General features: G+C 58.9%; 27 protein-coding genes and 2 tRNA genes. 11 read left to right on the top strand and 18 right to left on the bottom strand.

Translation table 11 applies throughout. The annotated features are described in order from the left end of the window. The 18 genes from BMZ32_RS17375 to BMZ32_RS17290 all read right to left on the bottom strand — a co-directional run. Window positions 1–327 (bottom strand): TRAP transporter small permease (locus tag BMZ32_RS17375; protein WP_139213970.1); only part of this gene is annotated, 327 nt, incomplete at its 3' end. Between the two features lie 96 nt (window positions 328–423). Then, window positions 424–1413: a C4-dicarboxylate TRAP substrate-binding protein DctP gene (gene dctP, locus BMZ32_RS17370; RefSeq protein ID WP_090244314.1), complete on the bottom strand. Its 990-nt coding sequence runs from the start codon at window positions 1411–1413 to the stop codon at window positions 424–426. A gap of 293 nt (window positions 1414–1706) precedes the next feature. After that, the gene (locus BMZ32_RS17365; protein ID WP_090244312.1) at window positions 1707–3095 is read right to left on the bottom strand and encodes a sigma-54-dependent transcriptional regulator; all 1389 of its coding nucleotides are present in this window, start codon (window positions 3093–3095) and stop codon (window positions 1707–1709) included. Further along, window positions 3092–4906 (bottom strand): sensor histidine kinase, encoded by a 1815-nt coding sequence (locus tag BMZ32_RS17360; RefSeq protein ID WP_090244310.1) that lies wholly within the window; start codon window positions 4904–4906, stop codon window positions 3092–3094. Before BMZ32_RS17360 ends, BMZ32_RS17365 begins: the two co-directional genes overlap by 4 nt. Before the next feature lie 139 nt (window positions 4907–5045). After that, a complete protein-coding gene (gene rfbD / locus BMZ32_RS17355) occupies window positions 5046–5912 on the bottom strand; it encodes a dTDP-4-dehydrorhamnose reductase (protein ID WP_090244308.1) in 867 nt (288 codons plus the stop codon). Continuing rightward, a complete protein-coding gene (gene rfbC / locus BMZ32_RS17350) occupies window positions 5909–6454 on the bottom strand; it encodes a dTDP-4-dehydrorhamnose 3,5-epimerase (RefSeq protein WP_090244306.1) in 546 nt (181 codons plus the stop codon). Before rfbC ends, rfbD begins: the two co-directional genes overlap by 4 nt. 2 nt (window positions 6455–6456) lie before the next feature. Next, on the bottom strand, window positions 6457–7323 hold the full coding sequence (gene rfbA, locus BMZ32_RS17345; RefSeq protein WP_090244304.1) for a glucose-1-phosphate thymidylyltransferase RfbA: 867 nt from the start codon (window positions 7321–7323) through the stop codon (window positions 6457–6459). Between the two features lie 12 nt (window positions 7324–7335). Next, window positions 7336–8388 carry a dTDP-glucose 4,6-dehydratase gene (gene rfbB, locus BMZ32_RS17340; RefSeq protein ID WP_090244301.1) on the bottom strand — a complete coding sequence of 351 codons (1053 nt, stop codon included), beginning with the start codon at window positions 8386–8388 and terminating at the stop codon, window positions 7336–7338. 135 nt (window positions 8389–8523) lie between these two features. Further along, window positions 8524–8599: transfer RNA gene (locus BMZ32_RS17335), tRNA-Thr, on the bottom strand. A gap of 247 nt (window positions 8600–8846) precedes the next feature. Beyond that, entirely contained in the window at window positions 8847–10121 is a 1275-nt protein-coding gene (locus tag BMZ32_RS17330; protein ID WP_090244299.1) for a methyltransferase, read from the bottom strand. A 37-nt stretch (window positions 10122–10158) separates the two neighbouring features. Then, window positions 10159–10929 (bottom strand): ABC transporter permease, encoded by a 771-nt coding sequence (locus tag BMZ32_RS17325; protein WP_090244297.1) that lies wholly within the window; start codon window positions 10927–10929, stop codon window positions 10159–10161. Next, on the bottom strand, window positions 10926–11621 hold the full coding sequence (locus BMZ32_RS17320; protein WP_090244295.1) for an ABC transporter permease: 696 nt from the start codon (window positions 11619–11621) through the stop codon (window positions 10926–10928). The genes BMZ32_RS17325 and BMZ32_RS17320 overlap by 4 nt, the downstream gene beginning before the upstream one ends. A gap of 49 nt (window positions 11622–11670) precedes the next feature. Next, entirely contained in the window at window positions 11671–12423 is a 753-nt protein-coding gene (locus BMZ32_RS17315; protein WP_090244293.1) for an ABC transporter substrate-binding protein, read from the bottom strand. A gap of 19 nt (window positions 12424–12442) precedes the next feature. Beyond that, entirely contained in the window at window positions 12443–13216 is a 774-nt protein-coding gene (locus BMZ32_RS17310) for an ABC transporter ATP-binding protein (protein WP_090244291.1), read from the bottom strand. A 265-nt stretch (window positions 13217–13481) separates the two neighbouring features. After that, window positions 13482–13557 (bottom strand) — tRNA-Phe (locus BMZ32_RS17305). Between the two features lie 281 nt (window positions 13558–13838). Continuing rightward, window positions 13839–14111 (bottom strand): oxidative damage protection protein, encoded by a 273-nt coding sequence (locus tag BMZ32_RS17300; protein ID WP_090244289.1) that lies wholly within the window; start codon window positions 14109–14111, stop codon window positions 13839–13841. After that, window positions 14108–15187 carry an A/G-specific adenine glycosylase gene (mutY, locus tag BMZ32_RS17295; protein ID WP_090244287.1) on the bottom strand — a complete coding sequence of 360 codons (1080 nt, stop codon included), beginning with the start codon at window positions 15185–15187 and terminating at the stop codon, window positions 14108–14110. Before mutY ends, BMZ32_RS17300 begins: the two co-directional genes overlap by 4 nt. Continuing rightward, window positions 15184–17418 carry an AsmA family protein gene (locus BMZ32_RS17290; protein WP_090244285.1) on the bottom strand — a complete coding sequence of 745 codons (2235 nt, stop codon included), beginning with the start codon at window positions 17416–17418 and terminating at the stop codon, window positions 15184–15186. Before BMZ32_RS17290 ends, mutY begins: the two co-directional genes overlap by 4 nt. Window positions 17419–17707: 289 nt before the next feature. Here BMZ32_RS17290 and BMZ32_RS19485 point away from each other — a divergent pair, with 289 nt between their 5' ends. The 11 genes from BMZ32_RS19485 to BMZ32_RS17240 all read left to right on the top strand — a co-directional run bounded on the left by BMZ32_RS19485 (window position 17708) and on the right by BMZ32_RS17240 (window position 26580). Beyond that, window positions 17708–17869 carry a sterol desaturase family protein gene (locus BMZ32_RS19485; protein WP_167376777.1) on the top strand — a complete coding sequence of 54 codons (162 nt, stop codon included), beginning with the start codon at window positions 17708–17710 and terminating at the stop codon, window positions 17867–17869. Window positions 17870–18037: 168 nt separating this feature from the next. Beyond that, complete coding sequence (locus BMZ32_RS17285; RefSeq protein ID WP_090244283.1) at window positions 18038–18295, top strand: hypothetical protein; 258 nt, start codon at window positions 18038–18040, stop codon at window positions 18293–18295. A gap of 178 nt (window positions 18296–18473) precedes the next feature. Beyond that, on the top strand, window positions 18474–20135 hold the full coding sequence (locus tag BMZ32_RS17280; protein WP_090244282.1) for an OFA family MFS transporter: 1662 nt from the start codon (window positions 18474–18476) through the stop codon (window positions 20133–20135). A gap of 139 nt (window positions 20136–20274) precedes the next feature. Further along, window positions 20275–20868, top strand: a complete 594-nt coding sequence (gene hisB, locus BMZ32_RS17275; RefSeq protein ID WP_090244334.1) for an imidazoleglycerol-phosphate dehydratase HisB — start codon at window positions 20275–20277, stop codon at window positions 20866–20868. After that, window positions 20869–21507, top strand: coding sequence for an imidazole glycerol phosphate synthase subunit HisH (gene hisH, locus BMZ32_RS17270; RefSeq protein ID WP_090244279.1), 639 nt, complete (start codon window positions 20869–20871; stop codon window positions 21505–21507). Beyond that, a complete protein-coding gene (locus BMZ32_RS17265) occupies window positions 21508–21768 on the top strand; it encodes a DUF2164 domain-containing protein (protein ID WP_090244277.1) in 261 nt (86 codons plus the stop codon). Between the two features lie 36 nt (window positions 21769–21804). Beyond that, on the top strand, window positions 21805–22542 hold the full coding sequence (hisA, locus tag BMZ32_RS17260; RefSeq protein ID WP_090244275.1) for a 1-(5-phosphoribosyl)-5-[(5-phosphoribosylamino)methylideneamino]imidazole-4-carboxamide isomerase: 738 nt from the start codon (window positions 21805–21807) through the stop codon (window positions 22540–22542). Window positions 22543–22667: 125 nt separating this feature from the next. Beyond that, the gene (gene hisF, locus BMZ32_RS17255; RefSeq protein ID WP_090244332.1) at window positions 22668–23438 is read left to right on the top strand and encodes an imidazole glycerol phosphate synthase subunit HisF; all 771 of its coding nucleotides are present in this window, start codon (window positions 22668–22670) and stop codon (window positions 23436–23438) included. A gap of 133 nt (window positions 23439–23571) precedes the next feature. Then, window positions 23572–24528, top strand: a complete 957-nt coding sequence (locus BMZ32_RS17250; RefSeq protein ID WP_090244274.1) for a stealth family protein — start codon at window positions 23572–23574, stop codon at window positions 24526–24528. Window positions 24529–24933: 405 nt separating this feature from the next. Then, window positions 24934–25689: a substrate-binding periplasmic protein gene (locus BMZ32_RS17245; protein WP_090244272.1), complete on the top strand. Its 756-nt coding sequence runs from the start codon at window positions 24934–24936 to the stop codon at window positions 25687–25689. Window positions 25690–25824: 135 nt separating this feature from the next. Then, window positions 25825–26580, top strand: a complete 756-nt coding sequence (locus BMZ32_RS17240; protein ID WP_090244270.1) for a substrate-binding periplasmic protein — start codon at window positions 25825–25827, stop codon at window positions 26578–26580. Window positions 26581–26608: the final 28 nt, after the last annotated feature.

Below are 26608 nucleotides of genomic sequence, written 5' to 3'. Positions count from 1 at the left end.
AGGTTTGCTGGCCAACTTGACCAGTGCATCGACGCCGATATGTCCGGCGGTGCGCACACCGTAGGCCAGGCCAAAAAAGATCAACCAGGCGAATAACGCCTTGGTCAGGGCAATGCTCCAAGTCATCGACTGGGCCATGCCAAGAATGCTGTCGCCAATGGCGAAGAACAGCTCACTGCTGCCTTCCCAGCGATCGGCCAGGTTGTAGAACAGCGTGTAGAGGTTGTTGAGGATCACGTAGACGAAGGTCACCAGCGTCATGGCGGCCAGCAGAAAGGCAATAAAGCCTTCCTCAAAGTGGTCCCAGACGCGCCGCAAGGCATTCATCATTAGAGGCTCCAGAATAGTGGGCGGTACACCCGGGCAACATGGCCCGGGTGTTCAGTGAAGGTGAGCGCGGGCCGCACAGCGACCCGTTCGGCCTTACTGGTTGGCCGCGTCGGCCGCTTTAATCAGGTCAGCGCCGATTTCCGCTTGGAACTTGCCCCACACCGGCTTCATGGCGGCACGCCACTCGGCACGCTGCTCAGGCGTCAGGGTGATGATCTCGGTAGTTTTTGCGTCGAGGATGCGCTGCTTGTCGCCATCGTTGAGGGCGCCGGCCTGCTTGTTCACTTCGGCAGTCACTTCCACGATGATCTTGTCCAGCTCGCTGCGAACATCAGCAGGCAGGCCGTTCCAGAACGTGGTGTTGGTGATCAGCATGTAGTCCAGAACACCGTGGTTGGATTCGGTGATGAACTTCTGCACTTCGTGCATTTTCTGGCTGTAGATGTTCGAGTAAGGGTTCTCGGCACCGTTGACCACGCCGGTCTGCAGGCCCTGATAAACCTCAGCGAAGCTCATTTTGCGCGGGTTGGCTTTTACCGCCTTGAATTGCTCTTCCAGTACGGCAGATGCTTGTACGCGGAACTTCATACCGCGGGCATCTTTTGGCTCACGCAGTGGTTTGTTAGCGGACAGCTGCTTGAGGCCGTTGTGCCAGTAGGCCAGGCCGGTGATGTTCTTGTCTTCCATGGATGTCAGCAGTGCCTGACCTTCCGGGCTCAACTGGAAACGATCGACGGCGGCCATATCCTGGAACAGGAACGGCAGGTCGAATACCTGGATTTGCTTGGTGTACTGCTCGAACTTGGCCAGTGACGGAGCGATCAGCTGCACGTCACCGAGCAACAGTGCTTCCATTTCCTTGCCGTCGCCGAACAGGGAGGAGTTCGGGTAAACCTCGACCTTAACCTTGTCGCCCAAACGCTCTTCGGCGAGCTTCTTGAACAGCGCAGCACCTTGGCCTTTAGGGGTGTGGTCGGCAACCACGTGGGAGAACTTGATCACGATTGGGTCGGCCGCTTGAGCCATGCCAGCGATGCTTAGCGACAGGGCGCACGCAAGCGCCTTGGCAGTCAGTTTGAACATGGAGTATTTCCTCTTGTTTTTGTGTACGAGATGCGCCGCAGCGCTGCAAGTCGGGCGAGCATGCTCAAGTCTAGGCGGCCTGTCAGAAAGTGACGGGCGCTGGGCAGCGTTGCCTAGATTTGTGCGTCGGTGAATCGCCTGCACGAAGCTAGAGCAACCGCCATGCCAGACACTGAAATGACGGCCATGAACCTAATGCAACCCAGCGCAAACAAGGCCTTGCTGGCGGCTGTATCAGATCGCGGAGATTTATTTGGGCGGGTTATTCATGATGTTTGGCGGAAAACCGCCAGCTAGTCGAGGCTGCCTGGCGAGCTTCCGCCAGCGTCGGCGAAATTCAGCCCGTGTTTACGCAGCTTGTCGTGCAAGGTTTTGCGCGGTACGCCAAGGGCCTCGGCCAGGCTGCGCAGCGAACTGTGCGAGCGGCTCAGTTCGGCACTGATCAGGCTGCGCTCGAAGGCTTCAACTTGGGCATTCAGGCCACTGTCACTGCTCTCCTCGCGCGGCATGGCAACTTGGGGCTGCAGGTCGAGGTCCAGCTCCAGGCCGAGCGCGAAACGCTCAGCGGCATTCTGCAGTTCACGCACGTTGCCCGGCCAGGGGTGGCGCAGCAGAGCCGCGCGTTGGACCGGTTGCAGGTGGCGTTCGGTCAGGTTGTGACGGCTGCTGGCGGCCTCAGCAAAGTACTGGAATAGCAGCAGGGCGTCTTCGCCGCGCTCGCGCAGCGCAGGGATGCGCAGGGGTGCAACGTTCAGGCGGTAATACAGGTCAGCGCGGAAGCGCCCTTGGTCGGCGGCTAGGCGCAGGTCTTCCTTGGTCGCGGCGATCACCCGAATGTCGAGGGGGATCAGCTGGTTACCGCCTAAGCGCTCAACCACTCGCTCCTGCAGCAGGCGCAGCAGTTTGACCTGGACGTCCAGGCTCATGCTCTCGATCTCATCGAGAAACAGGGTGCCGCCATTGGCGAACTCGAACTTACCGATACGGCGCTTTTGCGCGCCAGTGAATGCCCCTTGTTCATGGCCGAACAGCTCGCTCTCCACCACCGACTCGGCCAGGGCGCCGGCGTTAATCGCCACGAACGGCCCGTTACGGCGACTCGACAGATCATGCAGGGCGCGCGCGACCACCTCCTTACCGGCACCGGTTTCGCCCAGAATCAGTACATCGCTGTTGATGCCGGCCAGCGCGCCGATCTGCTCGCGTAGGCGCAGCATAGCGGGCGACTGGCCGACCAGGCGCGCCGATAAGGTATGCCGATCGGCCAGGGCCATGCGTAGGCTGCGGTTATCCAGTACCAGACGGCGCAGGGCCAGGGCGCGGCGCACGCTGTCGAGCAGATCATCGCTGGCAAATGGCTTTTCCAGAAAGTCATAGGCGCCGGCCCGCATGGCTTGCACGGCCAGCGGCACGTCGCCGTGGCCGGTGATCAGCAAAACCGGCAGTTCGGGGTCTTGCTCTTGCAGTTGTTGCAGCAGTTGCAGGCCGTCGATGCCGGGCATACGGATATCGCTGACCACCACGCCCGGCCAATCGCGCTCAATCCGCGCCGCCACACCGTGGGCATCGGCCAAGGTGCTGACCTTGAGCCCGGCCAGGTCGAGGGTTTGGCTCAGCGCCTGACGTAGGTGGGGATCATCGTCGATCAGCAGCACCTGGGTGCGGGAGTCGATCATGCTCATACAACAAAATCCTCTGGCGACTGAGTTTTGATGCCCTGAGCCGCAGCGCGCAGGCGCAGGGTCAGCACGGCGCCACCATCCGGGTGATTGGCGAACAACAGCTCGCCGCCGAGGGCGCGCATCAGGGTATCGCAAATGGCCAGGCCGAGACCGAGGCCCTGGGCGCTGGTTTTGGTGGTGAAAAATGGCTCGCGAGCACGTTGCAGCGCTTCTGCGCTGAAGCCGGGGCCATTGTCGCGCAAGTGCAGGTCTATGCCCTCATCCGTCAGCTCAGCGCTCAACCACAGGCGGCGTGGCGGCGGCACTTCACTCAAGGCATCGAGTGCATTGGCCAGCAGATTACCGAGCACTTGGCGCAGGCGCGTCTCGCCGGCCTGCACCCACAGGGTGGCATCCGGCAGGTCGCGAATCAGCTCGACCTGCATTGCCCGGCGACGCTTAGCCAGCAGCGCCAAGGCATCATCAATGGCCGGTTGCAGGGCCACGCTTTCTGGCGCATGACGATCACGGCGGGCAAAGGCACGCAGGTGAGCGATGATCGAGGCCATGCGCTCGGTCAGCTGGCTGATTAGCTTGAGGTTGGCGCGAGCATCGTCGCTGCGCTGATGGTCGAGTAGCACGCCGGCGTTATCGGCATAGCTGCGGATAGCCGCCAGCGGCTGGTTGAGTTCATGGCTGATGCTCGCACTCATGGTGCCAAGGGCCGAGAGTTTGCTGGCCTGTACCAGTTCGTCCTGAGCTTGCACAAGTTCTTGCTGCGCCTGTTCACGCTCCAGCACTTCCTGTTTCAGCCGGCTGTTGAGCCGTTCCAGATCCAGGGTGCGTTCGAGTACGCGTTGCTCAAGCTGCTGGCGGGCCTGGCTGTCGAGGGCGATACGTTCTAGGTAATGACGGCGACGCTGCATCAACAGGCCGATCAGCAAAACCAGCGCCAACAAGGTGCTGCCGCCGACTGCCATGGTCGTGCGCACGGGTTGGTCGAGTTGCGAGCGCGGAGTCAGGATGCTCACGGTCCAGCCAATCTCATCGAGTGTCTGCCCCTGACGCAACCATGCATTGCGGTTGAGCTGCAGCGGCGGTGGTGATTGGATGCGATAGGGTTGGGTATCGGCAATCGCCGCCCGCTCAGCGTTGTCCAGTTCACGGGTGGCGTGAAAGCGCCAGTCAGCTTCTGACGTGAGAATGACAACGCCATAGCTGTCCGTTACCAGCAGCTGCTCCGGGCGTTTTCCCCAGAGTGTTTCGGTGTGATCAAGATCGACTTTAACCACCATCACACCGAGGATTTTCTCGCCGTCGCGGATGGCCGCAGCAAAGAAATAGCCGCGCTTACCGGAGGTCGTGCCTAGGCCGAAAAAGCGTCCAGGTCGGCCTAGCATCGCTTCACGGAAGTAGGGGCGGTAAGAGAAGTTGCGGTCTACGAACGAGTCTTCCTGTTGCCAGTTCGATGCGGCCAAAGTGGTGCCATCTGTGCCCATCAAGTAAATGACATCGGCCCCAGTTTGCTGGCGAATCTGCTTGAGTAGGTTGTTGGCGGTCGAGCGTTGCGGCGCTTGCTCGGGGCTTTGCAATACCCGGCGTAAGGCGGGTAGGTCTGCCAGGATGGGCGGTAAGACCTCGTAGCGGCGCAGGGTTCCCAATAGGTTGGCGACGTAGAGGTCGAGGGTCTGGCGGTTCTGTTCGACCAGTACCCCGCTGTAATAACGCTCGGTCAGGTGCTGCAGTGGCCACAGCAGTGGCGCCAGCAGCAAGACTAGAATGGCGAGGCTTCTCCAGCGTGGACGGCGGGGGTGAGGTGAAGGGACTGGCATGCGCATACTCGGACAATGGCGTCGGTTGAGAGTGGCGCTTATGCAATAAACGGGCAAGCTCGCGTGTATAGCCAATACACAAAGCAGCCATCAAGCCACAGCGATACGTGCCTCAATGAGTGGGCCGGCTAACAGGCTATTAACGAACAGTCAGGCACTCGCTCAGTGCGCTCTGCCAGGTGGGCAGTTGTATGTGCCAGGCCTGTTGCAGTTGGCTGCAATTCAGGCGTGAATTGAGTGGGCGCCGTGCGGGCGTGGGGTAGGCGCTGCTGGGTATCGGCTGTAGCGTTGCCACGGGCTTGCCTTGACCCTGCAGGTGCGCGGCAATCGCGCTGGCGAAACCGAACCAGCTGGTCTCGCCCTGCGCGGTCAGGTGATACACCCCCCAGGGGCCGGCTTGACCGCTGCACCAATGCTCAATCAATTGCGCGGTGGTCTGGGCAATGCTGCCGGCCCAGGTCGGTGCGCCGATTTGATCCGCCACCACGTTAAGTGCTTCGCGCTCCTGCAGCAGGCGTTGCATGGTCAGTAAGAAGTTGCGGCCGTGCTGTGAGTACACCCAGCTGGTGCGCAGAATCAGGTGCATACCGCCAGCTGCCTGGATTGCCTGCTCTCCGGCCAGTTTGCTACGCCCGTAAACGCTCAGGGGGTGGGGTGCGTCGCTTTCGCGGTAAGGCTCGGTTTGAGTGCCATCGAAGACATAATCGGTGGAGTAATGAATCAGCGGAATATTTAGCTCGGCGGCAGCCTCAGCAAGGATGCCGGGCGCTGTGGCGTTGATCGCAAAGGCCAGCTCGGGCTCGCTCTCGGCCTGATCGACTGCGGTGTGTGCAGCGGCATTGATGATCAGTTCGGGGCGCAGGCTGAGGACGTGCTGGCGAATCTGTTCAGGTTTGGCGAGGTCGAGTTGGTCGCTACCCAGTACCGTCAGCTCGCATGTGCCGCTAAGACAGCGCTGCAACTCCTGACTGACCTGGCCATGTTTGCCGAGCAACAGAATCCTCATGGGAAAGCCTGCGCGTCGACAAAGTTGAGGCCGGCCTGGTCTTTGACGGATAGCTGCGGTGCCTCATCTAACGGCCAGTTTATGGCCAGCGTTGGGTCATCCCAGCGAATGCAGCGCTCGTGTTCGGGTGCGTAGTAATCGGTGGTCTTATAGAGAAATTCGGCGAATTCGCTGAGCACTACAAAACCATGGGCAAAGCCTTCCGGTACCCACAGCTGGCGGTTATTTTCGGCGGACAAATGCACGCCAACCCAGCGGCCGAAGGTGGGCGAGCTGCGGCGTAGGTCCACGGCCACGTCATACACTTCGCCGGCCGTGACCCGCACCAGTTTGCCCTGCGCTTGTTGCACCTGGTAATGCAGACCGCGCAATACACCGCGCTGCGAGCGTGAATGGTTGTCCTGGACGAACTCGCGCTGCAGGCCGGTGGCTTCGGCGAAGCGGCGGGCATTGAAGCTCTCGAAGAAGAACCCGCGCTGATCGCCGAACACCTTTGGCGCGAGAATGATTACCTCGGGGATGTCAGTGGCAATAGCCTGCATGCTCACTCCTCGGCCAGTTTGAACAGGTACTGGCCGTAGCCGGTTTTACCGAAAGCGTTGGCTTGTACTAGCAGTTGTTGGCGATCAATCCAGCCCTGTTGGTAGGCGATTTCTTCGAGGCAGGCGACTTTCAGACCCTGGCGGTGTTCAATGGTTTGCACGTACTGCGAGGCTTCCAGCAGGCTGTCGTGGGTGCCGGTATCGAGCCAGGCGAAGCCGCGACCAAAACGCTCGACGCGCAAGTCGCCACGATGCAGGTAGGCGTTGTTGACGTCGGTGATCTCCAATTCGCCGCGTGGCGAGGGTTTAACCGCTTTGGCGATCTCGATGACGTCGTTGTCGTAGAAATACAGACCGGTGACCGCGTAGCTGGATTTCGGCTGCGTGGGTTTTTCTTCGATGGAAATGGCTTTACCTTGGGGGTCGAACTCGACCACACCGAAGCGCTGCGGGTCATTAACCCAGTAGCCAAAGACCGTAGCCCCTTTGGGTTCAGCGGCCGCGCGCAGCAGTTTCTCGGTGAAGTGCTGACCATGGAAAATATTGTCGCCGAGGATCAGGCAAACCGAATCGCTGCCAATGAAGTCTTCACCCAAGACAAAGGCCTGGGCCAAACCGTCGGGCGAGGGCTGCTCGATGTATTCAAAGCGCACGCCAAACTGGCTGCCATCGCCAAGCATCTTGCGAAAATTCGGTAAGTCCTGCTGCGTAGAAATAATCAGGATGTCACGCACACCGGCGAGCATCAGCACCGAAATCGGGTAGTAGATCATCGGTTTGTCATAGATCGGCAGCAGCTGCTTGGATACGCCCAGGGTGATGGGGTGCAGGCGGCTGCCGGAACCGCCGGCGAGAATGATGCCTTTCATGATACCGCTCCTTTAAAGTGCGCCAAGACGTTCACGCTGGTAGCTGCCATCTTGCACGCGGCGACACCAGTCAAGGTTGTCCAGATACCAGAGCACGGTTTTACGTAAGCCGCTGGCGAAGGTTTCTTCGGGTTTCCAGCCCAGCTCGCGCTCGATCTTGCTGGCGTCGATGGCATAGCGCAGGTCATGGCCGGGTCGGTCGGTGACGAAGCTGATCTGCTCTTTATACGAGCCGTTCTGGCGCGGGCTTAACTCATCCAGCAGCGCGCAGATGCTTTCCACCACATGCAGGTTCGTTTGCTCGTTGTGTCCGCCGATATTGTAGGTCTCGCCAACCTGGCCTTCTGTTACAACCTCTAATAACGCGCGGGCATGGTCCTCCACGTACAACCAGTCACGCACTTGCTGGCCGTCGCCATACACCGGCAGTGGCTTGCCATCCAGTGCATTGAGGATGACCAGTGGAATCAGTTTTTCCGGGAAGTGATAGGGACCGTAATTATTCGAGCAGTTGGTGATCAGCACCGGCAAGCCATAGGTGCGTTGCCAGGCGCGCACCAGATGGTCGGATGCCGCCTTGCTTGCCGAATAGGGCGAGCTGGGTGCGTAGGGCGTGGTTTCGCTAAACAGGTCGTCTACGCCATGCAGGTCGCCATACACCTCGTCGGTGGAAATATGGTGGAAGCGAAACGCGGCCTTACGCACCGGCTCTAGCTGCGACCAGTAGCTACGTGTAGCCTCAAGCAGCGCGTAGGTGCCGACTATGTTGGTCTGGATAAAGTCGGATGGGCCGTCGATGGAGCGGTCAACATGGGACTCGGCCGCCAGGTGCATGATTGCATCCGGCTGAAACTCCGCCAGTGCCTGGCTGACGACTGCGCTGTCGGCAATGTCTGCCTGTAGAAAGCTATAGCGAGGGTGGTGTGCAACGCTGGCCAACGACTCGAGGTTGCCGGCATAGGTCAGCTTGTCGAGATTGAGCACCTGGTGTTCGGTGCCGTTCAACAAATGACGAATGAGTGCCGAGCCGATAAAGCCGGCGCCGCCGGTGATGAAAATATGCACGGGCCTATACCTTCTTTAAGGGGGCGGTCGGTAAGTGTTGCCAGGCAGTGTTACAAGCTGAGCCTGGACGGGCAAGTCATCAGCCTTTTCAATACGCATAAAAAAACCCCGCATCGCTGCGAGGCTTTCTTCATATGGTGCCGGCACCAAGAGTCGAACTCGGGACCTACTGATTACAAGTCAGTTGCTCTACCAGCTGAGCTATACCGGCATTTGTGGGGCGCATTATATCGATTCATTTGCCTGTGTAAAGCCGTCTGAGTACGGTTTTATTTGACGCTAGTTATCAGCAGCAAAATGCTTATGCACATGCGTGCTGTATTTGGCACGTGCGTACGCGGACTTTGTGATCTAACTCTCGGCATTTGATAAGTGCATGTTTTTACAAGAAATATTATCAGGTCAAAAAATGTGCAGTTCGGCAGTGGCGCGCAGCTGCGGGCGTTTGCGTGGTTTGCTCAGAATCTGTCAACAGAGTTATCCACAGATGTTGTGGGCAACTTGGGTTGGCGTTCGGCGAGCAGCAGCAGGTTGCGCGGGCTCTGTTGGGGTGTGCAGAAGGTGCCGAGGCGCACGCTGTAGCCCTGCTCTTGCAGGAATAGGGCGAGGTCGAGCAGCAGCCAGAGTTCCAGTGGGCGGCGGAAAAGACCACGCAGCAGTTCCAAGTTGCGTACCTCGGCCAGGCGCTGCCAGCCCTTTTGCTCAAGCTGCTGCCAGTCCTGCGTGGTTGGTGTGGGCAGTTGCTTGAGTGCGGCGAGATCTTTGCAGTAATCGGCAAAAGGCTTGTCCAGCCAGGCAGGCGGCAGAGAAGGCGTTGGCAGGTAGTCGTCGACTCCACTTAGCTGGCGTTGCAGCAGGTCGAAGGCTAAGCGTCTGGCCATCGACTGATCGCGTTGGCGGCGTACTCGTGCACCAGCAGTGACGGTTTCGCTCAGTGGTAGGCCGAGGTCGTCGATGAACAGTTGTAGCGACGAAGTTTGTGCGCGGATTGAGAGCGGTTGATAGCACGCCGTGCTGATGCGGTTGTAACAGCAGGGGGCGATGGCTAGCTGTTGGCAGCCGATCTGGCTGGCCAGTTGCAGTAGGCGCGTGTGCAGCTCGCCGCACGCATGCAGCGCCACCGGTGTGTGCTGCGCGTTGAGCCGCGTCGTGGCATCGTTTGCCATTACATTCTGCTCGATATGCGCTGCTCGAATGCCGAGCTTGTGGCTGAGTTGTTGGCCGCTACTGACCAGCTGGGGGTTGTATTCCAGGCAAGTCAGCGCTGCACCATTGTGCGCCAGCAGGCGGCCGAGGTGACCTTTGCCGGCGCACCAGTCCAGCCAATGTTGTGGTGTCTCGGCAAACTCCAGGCTGCGCGCGAAGGCGTCGATCTGTTGCCACTTACGGCCGGGTACATCCGCGCTAAAGCGTGCGGGTAAAACGTTGGCGGGTGAGTGCGGCAGTTGGCCAATCTGGCTTAGTGCATGAGCTGTCGCCGCCAGTTGCGGAAAGGGTGCGGGTGCCGCTAGCCGATGCGGCTGGTTGTGCGTCGCTTCGGCATGTTCGAGGCTTTGTGCTCTGAGCCAGGCTGCTAGCTGTGGGTGCTTGGCTTCCCACGGTATTTGTGGGTAATGCACAAAAGGACGGGGTCGCCACAGGGCTTGGTGCGCGCAGAGAAAGTCGTCGAGCGCATTAAAACGCTGCAATAAATCAGCGTTTTCGAGGGGTTGATCAGGCGTAGTGGTTGGCATGATGGGGCATTGCTTGAGGGCGGCTGCCCTCAAGCAATCAGCGACCTTGGCAAGCGTCGACGCGCAGCCAGCGCTCCAGCAGTTTGAAGCCGCGTACCAAGATGAAGGCGATCAGCAGGTAGAACATGCCGGCGGCGAAGAAAATCTCTACCGGTAAGTAGGTGCGGGCGATAATGGTGCGGGCCATACCAGTGAGTTCCAGTAGGGTCACGGTACTGGCCAAGGCGCTGGCCTTGAGCATCAAGATCACTTCGTTGCTGTAGGCCGGTAGGCCGATGCGAGCAGCTCGCGGCAGGACGATATAAAACATGGTTTTGGCGCGTGACATGCCAAGTGCACGAGCGGCTTCGACCTCGCCTGGTGGTACGGCCTGGATGGCGCCGCGCAGGATCTCGGCGATATAGGCAGCGGTGTGCAGGGTCATGGTCAGGATCGCGCACCAATAGGGATCACGTAGGTACTGCCAAAGTGGTCCGTTGCGCACCGCATCGAACTGCGCCAGGCCGTAATAGACCAAAAACAGCTGCACCAGCAGTGGCGTGCCGCGAAAGAAGAAGATGTAGCTATAGGGCATGGCCCGCACATACCAATGCCGGGATGAGCGCGCGATACCCATCGGAATGGCCAGGATCAAACCGGCGACGACGGCAATGCCGACCAGCTCCAGGGTCAGCACCGCGCCCTTGGTCAAGCGTGGCAGCCATTTGATGATCACATCCCAATTGAGAGCCGCGAGGCCTCCCCAGAGTCCGTAAGCAATAAGCGCGAGGGCCAACAGCCAGGCAGCTATTTCAGCGCCTTTTCTCATGAGGCGCTCCTGACAAAACCACGGCTGGAGCGTTTTTCCAGGAAGTGCATGCCGATCATCGCCAGTACGGTCAGGCCCAGATAGATAAAGGCGGCTACCAAGAAGAAGGTGAAGGGCTCCTTGCTTGAGGTCACGGCGATTTGTGAGCGACGCATGATTTCTTCCAGGCCGATGACCGAGACCAGGGCGGTGTCCTTCATCAGGATCATAAACAGGTTGCCTAGGCCGGGTAGGGCGATACGCCACATTTGCGGCAGGATCAGTCGCCAGAATATGCGTGGGCGGGACATGCCCAATGCCTGGCCCGCTTCCCGATGACCCTTGGGGATGGCCAGGATTGCGCCGCGAAACACTTCAGTGGCGTAGGCGCCGAAACAGATGCCAAGGGCGATGGTGCCGGCTGCGAAGGCGTTTAGCTCAAGGCTTTCGATGCCGAGCAGGTCCGCCAGGTTGCGCATCAGCTGCACGGTGCCGAAATAAATCAGCAACACCCAAAGCAGTTCGGGAATACCGCGCACGATGGTCGAATAGGTACCGCCAAGCCATTGCAGCGGCTTGTACGGGGATGTCTTGGCGAGAGCGCCGAGCAAACCGAGCACTAGACCCAGGCACAGCGCGCTGAGCGCCAGCTTGATAGTCATCAGGGTGCCAGCAGCCAGGGCTGGGCCGAATCCGTAGAGGTCGAAAGTCATAGGGGCTCAAAAGCCTGCGCTGCCCACGGGGCAGCGCAGTGCCGGCAACTTAGTAGATGCTGAACGGGAAGTACTTGTCGTTGATCTTCTTGTAGGTGCCGTCGGCAACAATCTCAGCCAGTGCGGCGTTCAGCTTTTCGCGCAGGGCGTCGCCCTTGCGTACTGCGATGCCGATCTTGTCGTTATCGAATACCGGGTCGCCCTTGAATTCAAAGCTTTTACCGGCGTCGCTCTTCAGCCACTCCCAGTTAACGAAGGTGTCAGCCAGCACACCATCGAGACGGCCTGAAGACAGGTCGAGGTAGGCGTTTTCCTGGGTGTCGTAGAGCTTGATATCGACCACGCCGCCCAGGTTGTCTTCCAGCCATGTGCCCGCGATTGTGGCGCGCTGAGCACCAATGACCTTGCCTTTCAAGCTGGCTTTATCGGTTTTGAAGTCGCCGCCTTTCGGTGCGATGAACTGCAGCTTGTTGGTGTAGTAAGGCTCGGTGAAATCTACCGCCACTTTGCGCTCGTCGGTGATCGACATGGAGGCAATCAGGAAGTCGAATTTCTTCGCGTTCAGGGCGGGGATAATACCGTCCCAGTCGGAGGTGATCACTTCGCATTCGGTTTTCATCTTGGCGCACAGGGCCTGGCCGATTTCCACGTCAAAGCCACCGACCTGGCCACTGGCATCGATCAGGTTAAACGGCGGGTAGGCGCCTTCAGTGCCGAGTTTCAGTTTGTCAGCAGCGACGGCGCTGGTGCCGAAAGCCAGAGTGGCGGCAGCGGCCAGCAGGATTTTCTTGTAGTTCTGCATGCGTAGTTGCTCCGTGTGTTTAATGATTGCTGGACATGAATTGTTTGCAGCGCGCCGAGTTCGGGTTGTCGAAGACCTGCTCCGGGGTGCCTTGTTCTTCAACCAGACCCTGATGCAGAAATACCACCTCGCTGGAAACCTGACGGGCAAAGCCCATCTCATGAGTCACCAGCAGCATGGTGCGACCCTCTTCGGCGAGTGCGCGGATCACATTAAGCACTTCTTGTACCATTTCCGGGTCGAGAGCCGAAGTGGGCTCATCGAACAGGATAACTTTCGGCTGCATGGCCAGTGTGCGGGCAATCGCTGCGCGCTGCTGCTGGCCGCCGGAGAGTTGATTGGGGTAAACGTGGCGCTTGTCGGCGATGCCGACCTTGGCCAGTAGTGCCTCGGCCACTTCAATGGCTTCAGCCTTGCTCTGGCCGAGTACGCGGCGCGGGGCTTCGATAATGTTATCGAGTACGCTCATGTGCGGCCAAAGGTTGAAGTTCTGGAAGACAAAACCAATCTCGCTGCGCAGGCGATTGATCTGTCGGCTATCAGCGGCAACCAGTTCGCCGTTCTTCGCGGCTTTAAGCTTGAGTTCTTCGCCCGCGAGGATGATCTGCCCTTTGTGTGGGTTTTCCAGCAAATTGATGCAGCGCAGAAAAGTCGACTTGCCGGAACCTGAGGAGCCGAGGATGGAAATCACATCGCCATCGCGAGCGGTGAGCGAGATGCCCTTGAGCACCTCAAGGTCGCCGTAGCGTTTGTGCAGGTCGCGAATTTCCAGCGCAGGCGTGGCCTCGGCCATGGGGGTTCCTCTTGTTATTCGGGGCGCTCAGGCGTTATGCGGCGTTCCTAGCGAGGCGCCAAGCTAGCATAGCGTTTCGTTGACCGCCAAGCCGTTTACCAGTCTCGTGGTACTTAGCCGGTCATGCTTGTCGCCTGGTTGCAGTTGGCTGTCGCGCAGGTGCAATTTCCACGCGCTCATGCAGATTGTTGGGCCGTCGTGCGGAGAATCATAGGCAATAAAAAACCCCAAGGAGCTTAGCTTCACTTGGGGTTTTCGGTGTTAGTGGTGCCCGGGGACGGAATCGAACCGCCGACACGGGGATTTTCAATCCCCTGCTCTACCGACTGAGCTACCCGGGCAACGGGGCGTATTAGACGGATTTGAAGGGTGGGTGTCAAGCGCGAGTTTGAAAAATATTTAATTAATACGGGCGGTTAGGTTCGGATGCCTGAGAATAGCGGGTGGCGCGGGGTGGTTTGGATGCAGTCCTGGTGGATGTTTGCAGGCGGGGATGTGCGGCTTGCTGGGCGGGTGAGGCAGCATCGACCCTGCGGTTGCCGGGTGTGAATGGTGGGAGGGGCTTTAGCCGCGCTTGATGCGGATGAGGTCGCCGCTAAAGTGCCGCCCACGGTATGGCGGGTTATTCGCTGGGCGGCACGTAGCCTTCGGCCTGGGCGTATTCCTCGCCGGAGAGAAATTTATCCATCTCGGTCTGGAGGAACTTACGGTCTTCGGCGTTCATCATGTTCAGCCGACGTTCGTTGATCAGCAGGGTTTGGTGCTTCTGCCATTCGTCCCAGGCTTGCTTGGAAACGTTATTAAAGATGTCCTCACCTTTGGCGCCTGGATACGGTGGGCGCTCCAGGCCGGGGAGTTCCTGTTTGTGTTTGCGGCACTGTACGGTGCGGGTCATGGTGTTTCTCCAGAGTTCGGTGTTGTGGCAAGTGCATCGGCCGCGCGTTTCAGCAGTTTCTTTACAGGGGCGGCTAGCCCTAAGCGCGGCGGGGTGGCGAGGTTATACCAGAGCCAGTCAGCCTCGGCCATGGCGGCCGGGGCGGCGTCAACCCGGATCAGCCAGGGTTCGATGGCCAGCTGGAAATGGCTGAATGTGTGGGTCAGTTCGGCTTGTATCTGGCGCGTGCCTAGGCGCAAGTCATGGCGGCTGGCCAAGTCGTCCAGGCTTTGCAGGTTGTCCAGTTCAGGCAGGCTCCATAGGCCGCCCCAGAGGCCGCTAGATGGGCGACGATAAAGCAGTACCTCGCCGTGGTGGTTGGCGAGGATCGGCATCAGCGTGCGCCTCTGCGGCAGCACCTTGCGTGGCTTGGGGATGGGGTAGCGAATCTCCAGACCAAGCAAGTGCGCCTGGCAGCCGCTTTTTAGTGGGCAGAGCAGGCAGCTGGGTTTGCTGCGAGTGCAGAGTGTGGCGCCGAGGTCCATCATCGCTTGGGTGTAGTTGTTCACCCGCGTATGAGGGGTGAGGCGTTCGGCCACCGCCCACAGTTGTTTAGCCACTTTCGGCTCGCCTGGATAGCCCTCTTGGGCGACGTAGCGCGCCAGTACGCGCTTGACGTTACCGTCGAGAATCGGCGCGCGTAGGCCCATGCTCAGGCTGGCGATGGCGCCAGCGGTGGAGAGGCCGATGCCGGGAAGTTCGGTTAACTGGTCGACATTATAAGGGAACTCACCTGCATATTCGCGCATTATGATCTGCGCCGTTTTCTGTAGGTTGCGCGCGCGGGTGTAGTAGCCGAGGCCCGTCCACAGGTGCAGCACTTCGTCTTCCGGCGCAGCGGCCAGGTCGTTTACCGTCGGTAATGCGGCCATAAAACGGTCGAAGTAGCCGAGTACGGTGCTGACCTGAGTTTGCTGCAACATGATTTCCGAGACCCACACGCGGTAAGGGGTGATGCCCTGTTGCCAGGGCAGGTCTTTGCGTCCGTGGCTGTCATACCAGTCGAGTACTGCGGTGGAAAACTGCTCGGGATTCATCGGTTGAACAAGCCCTTGAGTGCGTCTCTGAGTTCGGGGCTGACTTTGTCGCCGAGTTTTTCTTCAATCTTCTCGTTGAGCTTGTTGCCGGCCAGCTTGGTGGCAACCTTGCCCAGGCCGTCCTGATCCAGGCGACAGGCCTTACCGCCCATTTCCAGCGGGCCACGGCAGCGCACGGGCCACTCGATACCTACATAGCGCTCGTTGACCTGGCAGGCCGGATCGGGCATCTCGCGCTGATCACCGGTAATGGTGATACCGACGCGGTAATCGAGACCGAGGATGCGCAGGTCGACATCGCCATTGCCGCTGACTGCGAGGCCCGGGATACGCGCCTTGAGGTCGGGGTTATGGGCCACGCCGTTGCGCACGGTTAGGCTGCCCTGCAAGGCCTCGAAGGGTGTGTCCTTGCCGCGTGGGTCGCTGCTCAGGGCTTTGCGGTTGAGTGTGGCGATGCCACGGCACAACTGTTGTTCCAGATTGGCGTCGACCAACACGCCATCATTGAGCAGGAAGCTGGCGTCGCCGTTGAGCCCGTCGACCCAGGCGCGCTGGCTGTTGCCGCGGGTGCTCAGGCTGGCGTTGAGGTCGAGCAGGCCTTTGATTGGCGAAGGTTGGTCGGGCTTTTTCAGGAAGGGTTCGAGCTGAATGCCGCGCAGGTTACTTTGCATGCTGAGCAACGGAACGGTTGGGCGCACATCGATGCTGGCCTTGGCGTCGAAGCTGCCGGTGCCGATGTTGCCGCGCACGTCTTGCAGGGTTAGCAGGCCGGCTTTGCTCTGTGCCTTGGTGCTGAATCTGCTGATGACCTGCTGCTGGGCGGTGAGTTGGTCTAGGCCGAGGTCGAGCTGAACATCCAGCTTGCGTAAGGTGGCGATCGGCAGCACTTCGCTGCTGCTCCAGGCCTGTTGGGTCGGCGCGTCGGGCAGCGGTGTGCTGCCGCTCTCGCCGGCGCTGGCGACACTGGCTTTGACCTCAGCCTGACGCGCGGCGCCGGCATCTTTGGCATCTTTAGCCGTCGCCGGCAGGTAGCGGTCGAGGTTGAGCTGGTCGCCCTTGAGTTGCACGCGCAGGGCTTGCTTGGCGAAGTCGGCAATTGCCAGCTGGCCACTGAAGTGGCTGTCGTCGAGGGTCAGCTTGAGGTCTTCGAAGGTCAGGCTGTTGGTGGTGCCGTTGAGGCGGGTGACCAGTTCGAATTGGCTGAGGGTCTTTTCATCATTCATTGGCGGCAATTTCTGGCCAATGGTGCTGAGGAATTCACGCAGGTTGAGCGGGGCGATGGACAGCCCGCCGCTGAGCTTTGGTTGCTTGTCGAGGTCGCGCACTTTCAACTCGCCAAGGGCGCGCAGCTGATTAGCGGACAGCTTCAGGCCATTCCATTCGGCGACTTGGGCGGCCAGGTCAACCAGTAACTGGCCCTGGGCGGAGTAGGTGAGGGTTTGGCCGTCGAAGGGTTCGCCGGAGACTTCGCCGGAGAGCTTGGCGTCTTCCAATTGGTAGCGCTTGAGGGCGCGGTCGAAGCGTAGCTCGCCCTGCAGTTCGCTGCGGGCGCGCAGCACTGGCTTGTTGAGGCCAAAAAAAGCGCTAATTTTGATCGGTATGCCGGCACCCTCGCGGATGGCTCCGGTGGTCAGCTGGATGCTTTCGGCGCTGAATTGCTGGCCTTTTTGTGCGTCGCGGTAGTCGATGCGTGCGCTGTTGACGATCAGGCTGTCGATATCCAGCTTCAGCGGCTGGCTTCTGCTCTCTGCGGCAGTTGTTGTGCTTTCAGTTGGCGCACTGTCTCCCGTTACGGCCGGCGTGTCGGTTGTGCTGGTCGCGACGGTTGTTGGTTTGCCGACATTTTCCCAGTTGCTACGCCCCTTTTCGTCGCGCTGCAGGTTGAGGTTAAGGCCGTCGATACGAATGTCGCTCATCTGCACTTCTTTGCGCAGCAGCGGTAGCACGCGCACTGACAGGCCAAGTAGGCGTAGGTCAGCAAAGGGTTGGTCTGGGGTGCTGAGGCTGGCGAGGCTGGCGTCGGTCAGCTCCAGGCCGAGCCAGGGGAACAGGCTCCAGCCGATGTCGCCCTTGAGGGTCAGCTCCAGGCTGGCCTTGTCGCGGGCTAGCTGGCGGATTTCGTCTTTGTAATCGTTGGGATCGAACAGGTGGGTGAGGGCAAAGCCCAGCGCCACGATGATCAGCAAGAGCCCGAGAAAAAACAGGCCGATGATTTTGCCGAGCGCTTTCATGTGCGAATCCTTGTTTCGAAGCTGAAGAGTGAAGTACAGCGATTTAGCTGGCGAGTATAGCGCCAGTGCTTTTATTCGGGCCGCCGACAGTCCCGTTTGCGTGGCGATTTTGCAAGCGGCTTTTGCGGCGTGACCTTAGGCGTTGAGCATGCGCAAGCAGTCTATGGCGGGTTGCTGGACGCTCAGGTCTGGGCACTTCGATCGGTAAGTCGGCGGCCGGTTCCCTCGGTCTTGCCCGCGTGCAGGTAGTCGGCTTGGCGGCGGCTGTCCGACAGTTGTGGCGTTTTCGGTGCTGCTGATTGGCGGGTTTGGCTGCGGCCCGAGGGCGGCGCATGTCGGTCGCCTCGGTTGGTTGGAGCAGGTGCTAATCACCCCCAGCCATCACCGCGTGCACCACGGCCAAATCGACTGCTACATCGACAAGAACTACAGCGGCGGGTTTGTCTTTTAGAACAAGCTGTTTGGCGCCTATGCCGAAGCGCACGAGCCGGTGCGTTATGGGGTGACCACGCCCGTTAGTAGCTTTGACCCCACCCGCCTGCAATTTTCTTGGTGGCGCTTGCTCTGGGCCGACGCCCTGGCGACCCGCTCTTGGTTGGATAAGCTACGCCTGTGGTAGATGCCTACCGGCTGGCGGCCGCAGGATGTGCGCGAGCGGCCCTGGCCAAAAATGACCGAAGGTAAGTTCCAAAGCCACTATCCGGCTGCGCTCAAGGCCTATGCCTTTGTTCAGGTGGTGGGCATCAACCTGTTGGCGCTGGGCTTTTTGCTCAGCGTTAAAAATGCGTCGGTGTGGGAGCCCTGGCTGCTCAGCCTGATGGGTTTGCTGTTGATAGGCGCGCGCTCTGCGCCTGGGCTGGATGAGCGGTTGATTTAGCATTTTGCCGTGCGGTGTGAAGCATGGGCATGGCTCGGGCAGCGCTATAAGACTAATGAATAGTGCTTTATATCCCCGAGGTCTATGGTGGCAATGCTAGTCTCACGCTGCGCGAGCTATTCTGCCCGCACAATAAGGCTAGTGCCTTGCCTGCAAAACATAAAAAGAGAACATTTCTATGACTGACGCCTTCGTCCTGGACGGCGCTTCGGCAGCGCCTGCATTCCTGTCCAAGGAACGCATCATTGCCAAGCCCGGTTTCAATCGCTGGTTGGTTCCACCGGCCGCTTTGGCTATTCATTTGTGTATCGGCATGGCCTATGGCTTCTCGGTCTTCTGGTTGCCGCTGTCAAAAGCCGTCGGTATCGACGCGCCGCTGGCTTGCGGTGCGGATATTGGCTTTTTCGAGCAGATATTCGCCAGCAACTGCGACTGGCAGATTTCCATGCTTGGCTGGATCTACACGCTGTTCTTCGTTTTTCTCGGTTGTTCTGCGGCCGTTTGGGGTGGCTGGCTGGAGCATGCCGGCCCGCGTAAGGCCGGTTTGGTATCGGCTGTGTGCTGGTGCGGTGGTCTGCTGATCTCCGCGCTGGGTATCTACCACCATCAAATTTGGCTGCTGTGGCTGGGTTCTGGGGTGATCGGCGGTATCGGTCTTGGCCTAGGTTATATCTCGCCGGTGTCGACGCTGATTAAGTGGTTCCCGGACAAGCGTGGCATGGCTACCGGTATGGCGATTATGGGTTTCGGCGGCGGCGCGATGGTCGGCGCACCGTTGGCGGCCGAGCTGATGAGCCATTTCGCCAGCGACACGGGCGTCGGCGTATGGCAGAGCTTCGTGATCATGGCGATCATCTACTTCGTCTTTATGGTCGGTGGTGCATTGGCCTACCGGGTGCCGCCAACCGGCTGGAAACCGGCTGGCTGGAAGGCGCCTGCGGCAAAGGCAGGTAACGGCATGATCACCAATCGCCACGTGCACGTCAGCGTCGCTTGGAAAACCCCGCAGTTCCGCCTGGTCTGGGCCGTGCTGTGCCTCAACGTATCGGCGGGTATCGGCATCATCGGTATGGCATCACCGCTGTTGCAGGAAGTGTTCGCTGGGCAACTGCTGGGCAATGACCTGTCCTTCAACGAGTTGAGTGCTGTGCAGTTGGGGCAGATTGCTGCCATTGCGGCTGGCTTCACCGGCTTGCTCAGTCTGTTCAATATCGGTGGCCGCTTCTTCTGGGCCTCTTGTTCGGACTTCATCGGCCGTAAAGCCACCTACTTCGTGTTCTTCGGCCTGGGCTTTGCGCTCTATGCAGCCGTGCCGCTGTTGGGTCAGCTGGGTAGCCTGGCGCTGTTTGTGTTGGCATTCGGTGTGATTCTGTCGATGTACGGTGGTGGTTTTGCCACGGTGCCGGCCTACCTCGCTGACTTGTTCGGTACGCAGATGGTGGGGGCTATTCACGGTCGTTTGCTGACTGCCTGGGCGGCTGCCGGCGTGCTCGGTCCGGTGCTGGTTAACTACCTGCGTGAGTATCAGCTGAGTATCGGTGTTGAGCGTGCTGCTGCGTATGACATCACCCTGTATATCCTTGCTGGCCTGCTGGTACTGGGGTTCATTTGTAACCTGCTGGTGCGCCCGGTGGCGGACAAGTACTTCATGACCGACGCCGAGTTGGCTGCCGAACGTGCCCTGAGTCATGACGCCAAACGCGGCGAAGTGGCTGTGTTGGAGTGGTCGGCCGATCCGGCCTCCAAGCCGCTGGCCATAGCCGCCTGGCTGGTGGTTGGGCTGCCGTTAGCCTGGGGTATTTGGATCACCCTGCAAAAGACCGCGACCCTGTTCCAGTAAGTCGCGCTCTAAGCAAAAAACCCGCTGGCGATCCTGTTCGCCAGCGGGTTTTTTGCTATCTGCTGGCCTTGCTTCAAGGTTGCGCGCTTATTGGCCTATAATGGCCGCCCTTTGGCACAACGACTTTGTGGAGCTGGTGATGATCGAGCGTACGGCCTCTGTCGAGCGCAATACCCTGGAGACCCAAATCAAGGTCTCGATCAATCTGGATGGTACGGGCAAAGCCAAATTTGATATTGGTGTCCCCTTCCTTGAGCACATGCTTGATCAAATTGCCCGTCACGGCCTGATCGATCTGGATATCCAGTGTAAGGGCGACCTGCAAATCGACGACCACCACACCGTGGAAGACGTCGGTATTACTCTCGGCCAAGCATTTACCAAAGCCATTGGCGACAAGAAGGGCATGACTCGTTACGGCCATTCCTATGTGCCGCTGGATGAAGCCTTGTCGCGCGTGGTCATCGACTTCTCCGGGCGTCCGGGCTTACAGATGCACGTGCCATTCACCCGTGCGGTAGTGGGCGGGTTTGACGTGGATTTGTTCCAGGAGTTCTTCCAGGGCTTCGTTAACCATGCCTTAGTGAGCGTGCACATCGATAACCTGCGTGGCACCAATACCCACCACCAGATTGAAACGGTGTTCAAAGCCTTCGGTCGCGCGCTGCGCATGGCGGTGACATTGGACGAGCGTATGGCCGGGCAGATGCCGTCGACCAAGGGCTGCCTGTAAATGCAGACCGTTGCGGTAATTGACTACGGCATGGGTAACCTGCACTCGGTGGCCAAGGCCCTTGAGCACGTCGGCGCGGGCAAGGTGCTGGTGACCAGCGATGCTCAGGTGATCCGCGAAGCCGACCGCGTGGTGTTTCCCGGCGTCGGCGCGATCCGCGATTGCATGACCGAGATCAAACGTTTGGGCTTCGATACCTTGGTGCGTGAAGTCAGCCAGGATCGGCCGTTTCTTGGCATCTGTGTTGGCATGCAGGCCTTGCTGGAGCACAGCGAAGAGAACGCTGGCGTCGATTGCATCGGGTTGTTTCCCGGTAAGGTGCGTTTCTTCGGCAAGGGCATGGTCGAAGATGGCGAGCCGCTGAAAGTGCCGCACATGGGTTGGAATGAAGTGGCGCAGTCGGTTAAGCACCCGCTTTGGCATGACATTCCTGACCTGGCGCGCTTCTACTTCGTGCACAGCTACTACGTTGAGGCCGGTAAGCCCCAGCAGGTAGTGGGGCGCGGGCATTACGGCAAGAATTTCGCTGCGGCGCTGGCCGACGGCTCGCGTTTCGCCGTGCAGTTCCACCCGGAGAAGAGCCACACCCACGGCCTGCAGTTGCTGCAAAACTTCGCCGCCTGGGATGGTCGCTGGTAAATGAGCCGAGCCAAGCTTAAGCCGCCGATCATGACCTTGAATGCCGAGCAGGAGCGTGAAGCCTGCTTGGCGATCAAGCGTTTTATGGTCGAGCGCTTTGAGCTGGAGTTAGGCAGTTTCGAGGCTGCTGAAGTGCTCGAATTGTTTGCCCGCGAGGTGGCTCCGCACTATTACAATCGGGCGATTTTCGACGTGCAAACTCACCTGAAAGAACGGTTCGAGAGCATCGAAAGCGACCTATGGGCACTCGAAAAGAGCTGATCCACCGAATTCACACGACTTGAGCAGGTTGAACCGATGCTGATTATCCCCGCGATCGATTTGAAGGACGGCGCTTGCGTGCGTCTACGCCAGGGCCGCATGGAAGACTCCACGGTGTTTTCCGATGACCCGGTGAGCATGGCGGCCAAGTGGGTCGACGGCGGTTGCCGTCGCCTGCACCTGGTCGATCTCAACGGTGCTTTTGAAGGCCAGCCGGTCAATGGTGAAGTGGTGACGGCCATCGCCAAGCGCTACCCGCACCTGCCGATCCAGATCGGCGGTGGCATTCGCACGCTGGAGACGATCGAGCACTACGTGCGCGCCGGGGTCAGCTACGTGATCATCGGCACCAAGGCCGTTAAAGACCCGCAGTTCGTCACTGATGCCTGCAAAGCGTTCCCAGGCAAGGTGATTGTCGGCCTGGATGCCAAGGATGGTTTTGTCGCCACCGACGGCTGGGCTGAAGTCTCCACCGTGCAGGCGACGGATCTGGCCAAGCGGTTTGAGGCCGATGGCGTCAGCGCCATTGTTTATACCGACATCGCCAAAGACGGCATGATGCAGGGCTGCAACGTCGAGGCCACCGCAGCCCTGGCTGCGGCTAGCCGCATTCCGGTGATCGCCTCCGGTGGTATCCACAACCTGAGTGATATCGAGAAGCTGCTGCTGGCTCGCTCGCCCGGCATCATCGGCGCAATTACCGGCCGGGCGATTTACGAAGGCACCCTGGATGTAGCGGAGGCGCAAGCCTTCTGCGACGCCTTCAAGGGCTGATCTGAACGTAGAGTGGGTTAGCTGCGCAGCGGCGTAACCCACCGATGGAGTCATCCGTTGACGCGACGATGGGTATCGCTGCGTTCAGCGGAACGCCGCCCGCCCCATCCAACGAGAGCATTTTTATGGCTTTGGCTAAACGCATCATCCCCTGCCTCGACGTCGACAACGGTCGCGTGGTCAAGGGCGTGCAGTTCGAGAACATTCGCGATGCCGGCGACCCGGTGGAGATCGCTCGACGCTATGACGAGCAGGGTGCCGATGAGATTACCTTCCTCGATATCACCGCCAGCGTTGATGGCCGTGACACCACCCTGCACACCGTTGAGCGCATGGCCAGCCAGGTGTTTATCCCGCTGACCGTGGGCGGTGGTGTGCGCAGCGTGCAGGACATTCGCAACCTGCTCAATGCCGGTGCGGACAAGGTCTCGATCAACACCGCGGCGGTGTTCACCCCAGACTTCGTCGGTGAAGCGGCCTCGCGCTTCGGCTCGCAATGCATCGTCGTCGCCATTGATGCCAAGCGGGTTTCCAAGCCGGGTGAAACACCGCGCTGGGAAATCTTCACCCACGGCGGGCGCAAACCGACCGGTCTGGACGCGGTGCTCTGGGCGAAGAAAATGGAAGACCTTGGCGCCGGTGAAATTCTCCTGACCAGCATGGATCAGGACGGTGTGAAAAGCGGTTACGACCTTGGCGTGACACGCGCTATTAGTGAGGCGGTCGGCATCCCCGTGATCGCTTCCGGCGGTGTCGGCAACTTGCAGCATCTAGCCGACGGCATTATCGAAGGCAAGGCCGCGGCTGTATTAGCCGCGAGTATTTTCCACTTCGGTGAATACACCGTGCCTGAAGCCAAGGCCTATATGGCCAGCCGCGGTATCGTCGTACGTTAAAACCCGCTGGCGGGCAGCCCTGCCGGTCAGTCGACAGGCACATAAGCGTTGCCACCCTCGGTGTGGGGTTGCGGCGCTTAATGCGCCAGCGTCACCCCGCAAGCAGCCACCCTGAATTAGAGCTGAACTAGACATGCAAATTGATGCCGTGATCACGTGGGTTGATGGGGGTGACGCTAATTGGCGTGCCAAACGTCAACATCATTCAGGCGAGCCTCAGCACGACCTTTTACCCTTTTCCAACGGTGAGGGACGCTATCGAGATAATGACGATTTAGTGTTTCTGCTGCGTTCGATGGAAAAGTTTTGGGGCATTGATGGCAGTATCTTCATTGTCACCGACCAGCAAGTACCAAGTTTCATCGCTGAGCATCCGCGCTTACGCATCGTTGATCACTCGCAAATTCTCGATGCGTGCTACCTCCCGACATTCTCATCCCGAGCGATCGAGTCGGCGCTTCACCATATCCCTGACTTGTCTGAGCACTTCGTTTCGTTCAACGATGACCAGATGCTAACTCGGCATGTTCAGCCTAAAGACTTTTTCAGCGCGGTTGGCTCTATGGTTTTTCTAACCCGCGAGCGTATTCCAACAATCGATTCTGACCTGCAACTGTCTGGTCATAATGATGCCAATAACGCGCGCAACTGGATGCAAAAAACCTATGGTGCATCGAGCATAGAGTTCATTCCCGAGCACGCGCCAAAAGGCATTCGTAAAAGCTGGATGATGGAACTTGAAGCGGCGCACCCTGATATTTTTGACGAAGTCCGTCAGGAAAAATTCAGACGCCGCACAGGTCAGAGCATCCTGGCTAACTTGTATCTTGACTGGTGTGCGACCCATGGTCGGGCGGATATTGACTGGGAGCAGTGCCGTTACCTGTTAACCGATGATGTGGAGAATGGCCGGGTTGCGTCGCTGCTTGACTCACTCGGCCGTCACCTGTGCATTTGTATTAACGACACGACTGACGACCGTTCAGACGTCGCCACAATGCGCGACAAGCTAGACAGAATCCGCACAGAACTTTTCCCCCGACCAAGTTACTTTGAGTCAGTGCCCAGTTTCGATGCTGTTAGCGCTTAAGTCTCAAAGACTTGGGTTGGCTGCCCTGCCGACCACTGCTGCGAGACAGTCGACAGCAAAATGTCGACTGTCTCGCTAAAATCAGCCTGTTTGCGTTCGGTTCGCTGTAATCCTTAGCCTATTGCGCAGCCAAGTGTGGATGGCCTCTGCGCCTGCATCGATGTTTGCGCGTGTCTGTCCAGACAGGTATCTGCAGTTGGGTGTTCCCGGTGATGTGTCGAGTCAACTGGGCTGGCTTGTTTAGGCATTGACTGAGTAGGCATTCTGGCAATGCATGCTCAGGGTGAATCAAGCATGATCAACGCAAAGCGAATACGCGACCGTGTCTGGGGTTACTTCAGGCTGGGTTAAGCCAACTTGGCCGAGTATGTTTGCAGCTCCGGCCTACTAACAAAGTGAGACGTCATGTTAAAGCAACTACTCGCCGCTCTCGCCGGCACTGTTATGGTGCTCGCGGGCAGTGCTCGGGCGGAAATCGACCCGAATTACCGCATGGTCCTACTGACCGAGAACTTCCCTCCGTACAACATGGCGATTAACGGCAAGAACTTCGCTCAAGAAGACAATATTGATGGCATTGCCGTGGATATTGTCCGTGAGATGTTCAAACGTGCTGGCATTCATTACAACATGACCCTGCGTTTCCCATGGGATCGTATCTACAAGCTGGCGCTGGAAAAGCCTGGCTATGGTGTGTTCGTTACGGCGCGTCTGCCTGACCGCGAGGCGTTGTTCAAATGGGTCGGGCCGATTGGTCCAGATGATTGGGTGCTACTCGGTAAGGCCGATAGCCCAATCACCCTAAACAGCCTGGAAGACGCCAAGCAGTATCAGGTCGGTGCTTATAAAGGCGACGCTATTGCTCAACATTTGGCGGAGAAAGGCCTGAAGCCGATCACGGTCTTGCGCGACACACAAAATGCTAAGAAGCTGATGGCCGGACAGATTGATCTGTGGGCCACGGGTGACCCTGCTGGTCGCTACCTGGCCAAGCAGGAAGGCATTTCCGGTCTGAAGACCATTCTGCGTTTTGACAGTGCGGAGCTGTATTTGGCCCTTAATAAAGAGGTGCCGGATGAAGTGGTGCAGAAACTGCAAGGCGAGTTGGACAAGATGCGTAGTGAAGGCTTTGTCGACGATATTCTGAACAACTACCTGTAATGCGTAGATCAGCGGGCCGGCCACAAACCGGCCCGCGACCAAGGATGGTTGACGCCAAGTACCATACGTCGCCGGGCCACGCCCGAGCAGGGATGCCGCTAGCCATAATCACAATTCATGCGAGCGGAATGACCTATGTTGAAAACCCTAAAAACTGGCCTGTTGTTAGGCCTTGCGCTGAGCGCTTGCGCAGCCCGTGCAGAGCTGCCAGATGATTACAAAGTGGTGCTGCTGACCGAGAACTTCCCGCCGTTCAATATGGCAGTGGATGATAAGAACTTTGCCCGTGATGATGGCATTGACGGTATCAGTGCCGAGATCGTCCGGGCGATGTTCAAGCGTGCAGGCATCAACTACACGCTGACCCTGCGCTTTCCTTGGGATCGCCTCTATCGCCTGACTCTGGACAAGGCCAACTACGGCCTGTTCTCCACCACCTTCACGCCTGAGCGCCAGCCGCTGTTCAAGTGGGTCGGGCCGCTGGCCAAGACTGGTTGGGTGCTGTTAGCTGCACCGGGTAATAACCTCAGCGTTGCCAACCTTAAGGACGCTGCGCAGTACCAGATTGGCGCGTACAAGAACGATGCAGTCAGCCAACACCTGGAAAGCCAGGGTTTAGCGCCAAACAACGCCTTGCGCGATCAGGAAAACATCAAAAAGCTGCTCAGCGGTAAGATCGACCTGTGGGCCACCACCGACCCGGTTGGGCGCTACCTGGCGAAACAGGAAGGCGTCAGTGGCTTGAATACTGCGCTGCGCTTCAACGAAGCGGAGCTGTATCTGGCACTGAATAAAGATACTCCAGATGAAGTGGTGCAGCGCCTGCAAAAGGCCTTGGACGAACTGCGTGCTGAAGGCTTTGTCGATGAGATGACCAATAACTATCTGTAGCGCCTGAGCGCTATTAAAAAAGCCCGGA

It is taken from the genome of Pseudomonas guineae (assembly GCF_900113745.1).
GTDB lineage: Bacteria > Pseudomonadota > Gammaproteobacteria > Pseudomonadales > Pseudomonadaceae > Aquipseudomonas > Aquipseudomonas guineae.
The sequence above is the reverse complement of the archived record's forward strand: the minus strand, read 5'-3'. Positions and strand labels throughout refer to the sequence as shown.

Coding starts and splice junctions, on each gene's coding strand:
- dctP (WP_090244314.1), bottom strand. CDS start 1,413: ATGTTCAAACTGACTGCCAAGGCGCTTGCGTGCGCCCTGTCGCTAAGC.
- BMZ32_RS17365 (WP_090244312.1), bottom strand. CDS start 3,095: ATGAGCATGATCGACTCCCGCACCCAGGTGCTGCTGATCGACGATGAT.
- BMZ32_RS17360 (WP_090244310.1), bottom strand. CDS start 4,906: ATGCCAGTCCCTTCACCTCACCCCCGCCGTCCACGCTGGAGAAGCCTC.
- rfbD (WP_090244308.1), bottom strand. CDS start 5,912: ATGAGGATTCTGTTGCTCGGCAAACATGGCCAGGTCAGTCAGGAGTTG.
- rfbC (WP_090244306.1), bottom strand. CDS start 6,454: ATGCAGGCTATTGCCACTGACATCCCCGAGGTAATCATTCTCGCGCCA.
- rfbA (WP_090244304.1), bottom strand. CDS start 7,323: ATGAAAGGCATCATTCTCGCCGGCGGTTCCGGCAGCCGCCTGCACCCC.
- BMZ32_RS17330 (WP_090244299.1), bottom strand. CDS start 10,121: ATGCCAACCACTACGCCTGATCAACCCCTCGAAAACGCTGATTTATTG.
- BMZ32_RS17325 (WP_090244297.1), bottom strand. CDS start 10,929: ATGAGAAAAGGCGCTGAAATAGCTGCCTGGCTGTTGGCCCTCGCGCTT.
- BMZ32_RS17320 (WP_090244295.1), bottom strand. CDS start 11,621: ATGACTTTCGACCTCTACGGATTCGGCCCAGCCCTGGCTGCTGGCACC.
- BMZ32_RS17315 (WP_090244293.1), bottom strand. CDS start 12,423: ATGCAGAACTACAAGAAAATCCTGCTGGCCGCTGCCGCCACTCTGGCT.
- BMZ32_RS17310 (WP_090244291.1), bottom strand. CDS start 13,216: ATGGCCGAGGCCACGCCTGCGCTGGAAATTCGCGACCTGCACAAACGC.
- BMZ32_RS17300 (WP_090244289.1), bottom strand. CDS start 14,111: ATGACCCGCACCGTACAGTGCCGCAAACACAAACAGGAACTCCCCGGC.
- mutY (WP_090244287.1), bottom strand. CDS start 15,187: ATGAATCCCGAGCAGTTTTCCACCGCAGTACTCGACTGGTATGACAGC.
- BMZ32_RS17290 (WP_090244285.1), bottom strand. CDS start 17,418: ATGAAAGCGCTCGGCAAAATCATCGGCCTGTTTTTTCTCGGGCTCTTG.
- BMZ32_RS17285 (WP_090244283.1), top strand. CDS start 18,038: ATGCCTACCGGCTGGCGGCCGCAGGATGTGCGCGAGCGGCCCTGGCCA.
- BMZ32_RS17280 (WP_090244282.1), top strand. CDS start 18,474: ATGACTGACGCCTTCGTCCTGGACGGCGCTTCGGCAGCGCCTGCATTC.
- hisB (WP_090244334.1), top strand. CDS start 20,275: ATGATCGAGCGTACGGCCTCTGTCGAGCGCAATACCCTGGAGACCCAA.
- hisH (WP_090244279.1), top strand. CDS start 20,869: ATGCAGACCGTTGCGGTAATTGACTACGGCATGGGTAACCTGCACTCG.
- BMZ32_RS17265 (WP_090244277.1), top strand. CDS start 21,508: ATGAGCCGAGCCAAGCTTAAGCCGCCGATCATGACCTTGAATGCCGAG.
- hisA (WP_090244275.1), top strand. CDS start 21,805: ATGCTGATTATCCCCGCGATCGATTTGAAGGACGGCGCTTGCGTGCGT.
- hisF (WP_090244332.1), top strand. CDS start 22,668: ATGGCTTTGGCTAAACGCATCATCCCCTGCCTCGACGTCGACAACGGT.
- BMZ32_RS17250 (WP_090244274.1), top strand. CDS start 23,572: ATGCAAATTGATGCCGTGATCACGTGGGTTGATGGGGGTGACGCTAAT.
- BMZ32_RS17245 (WP_090244272.1), top strand. CDS start 24,934: ATGTTAAAGCAACTACTCGCCGCTCTCGCCGGCACTGTTATGGTGCTC.
- BMZ32_RS17240 (WP_090244270.1), top strand. CDS start 25,825: ATGTTGAAAACCCTAAAAACTGGCCTGTTGTTAGGCCTTGCGCTGAGC.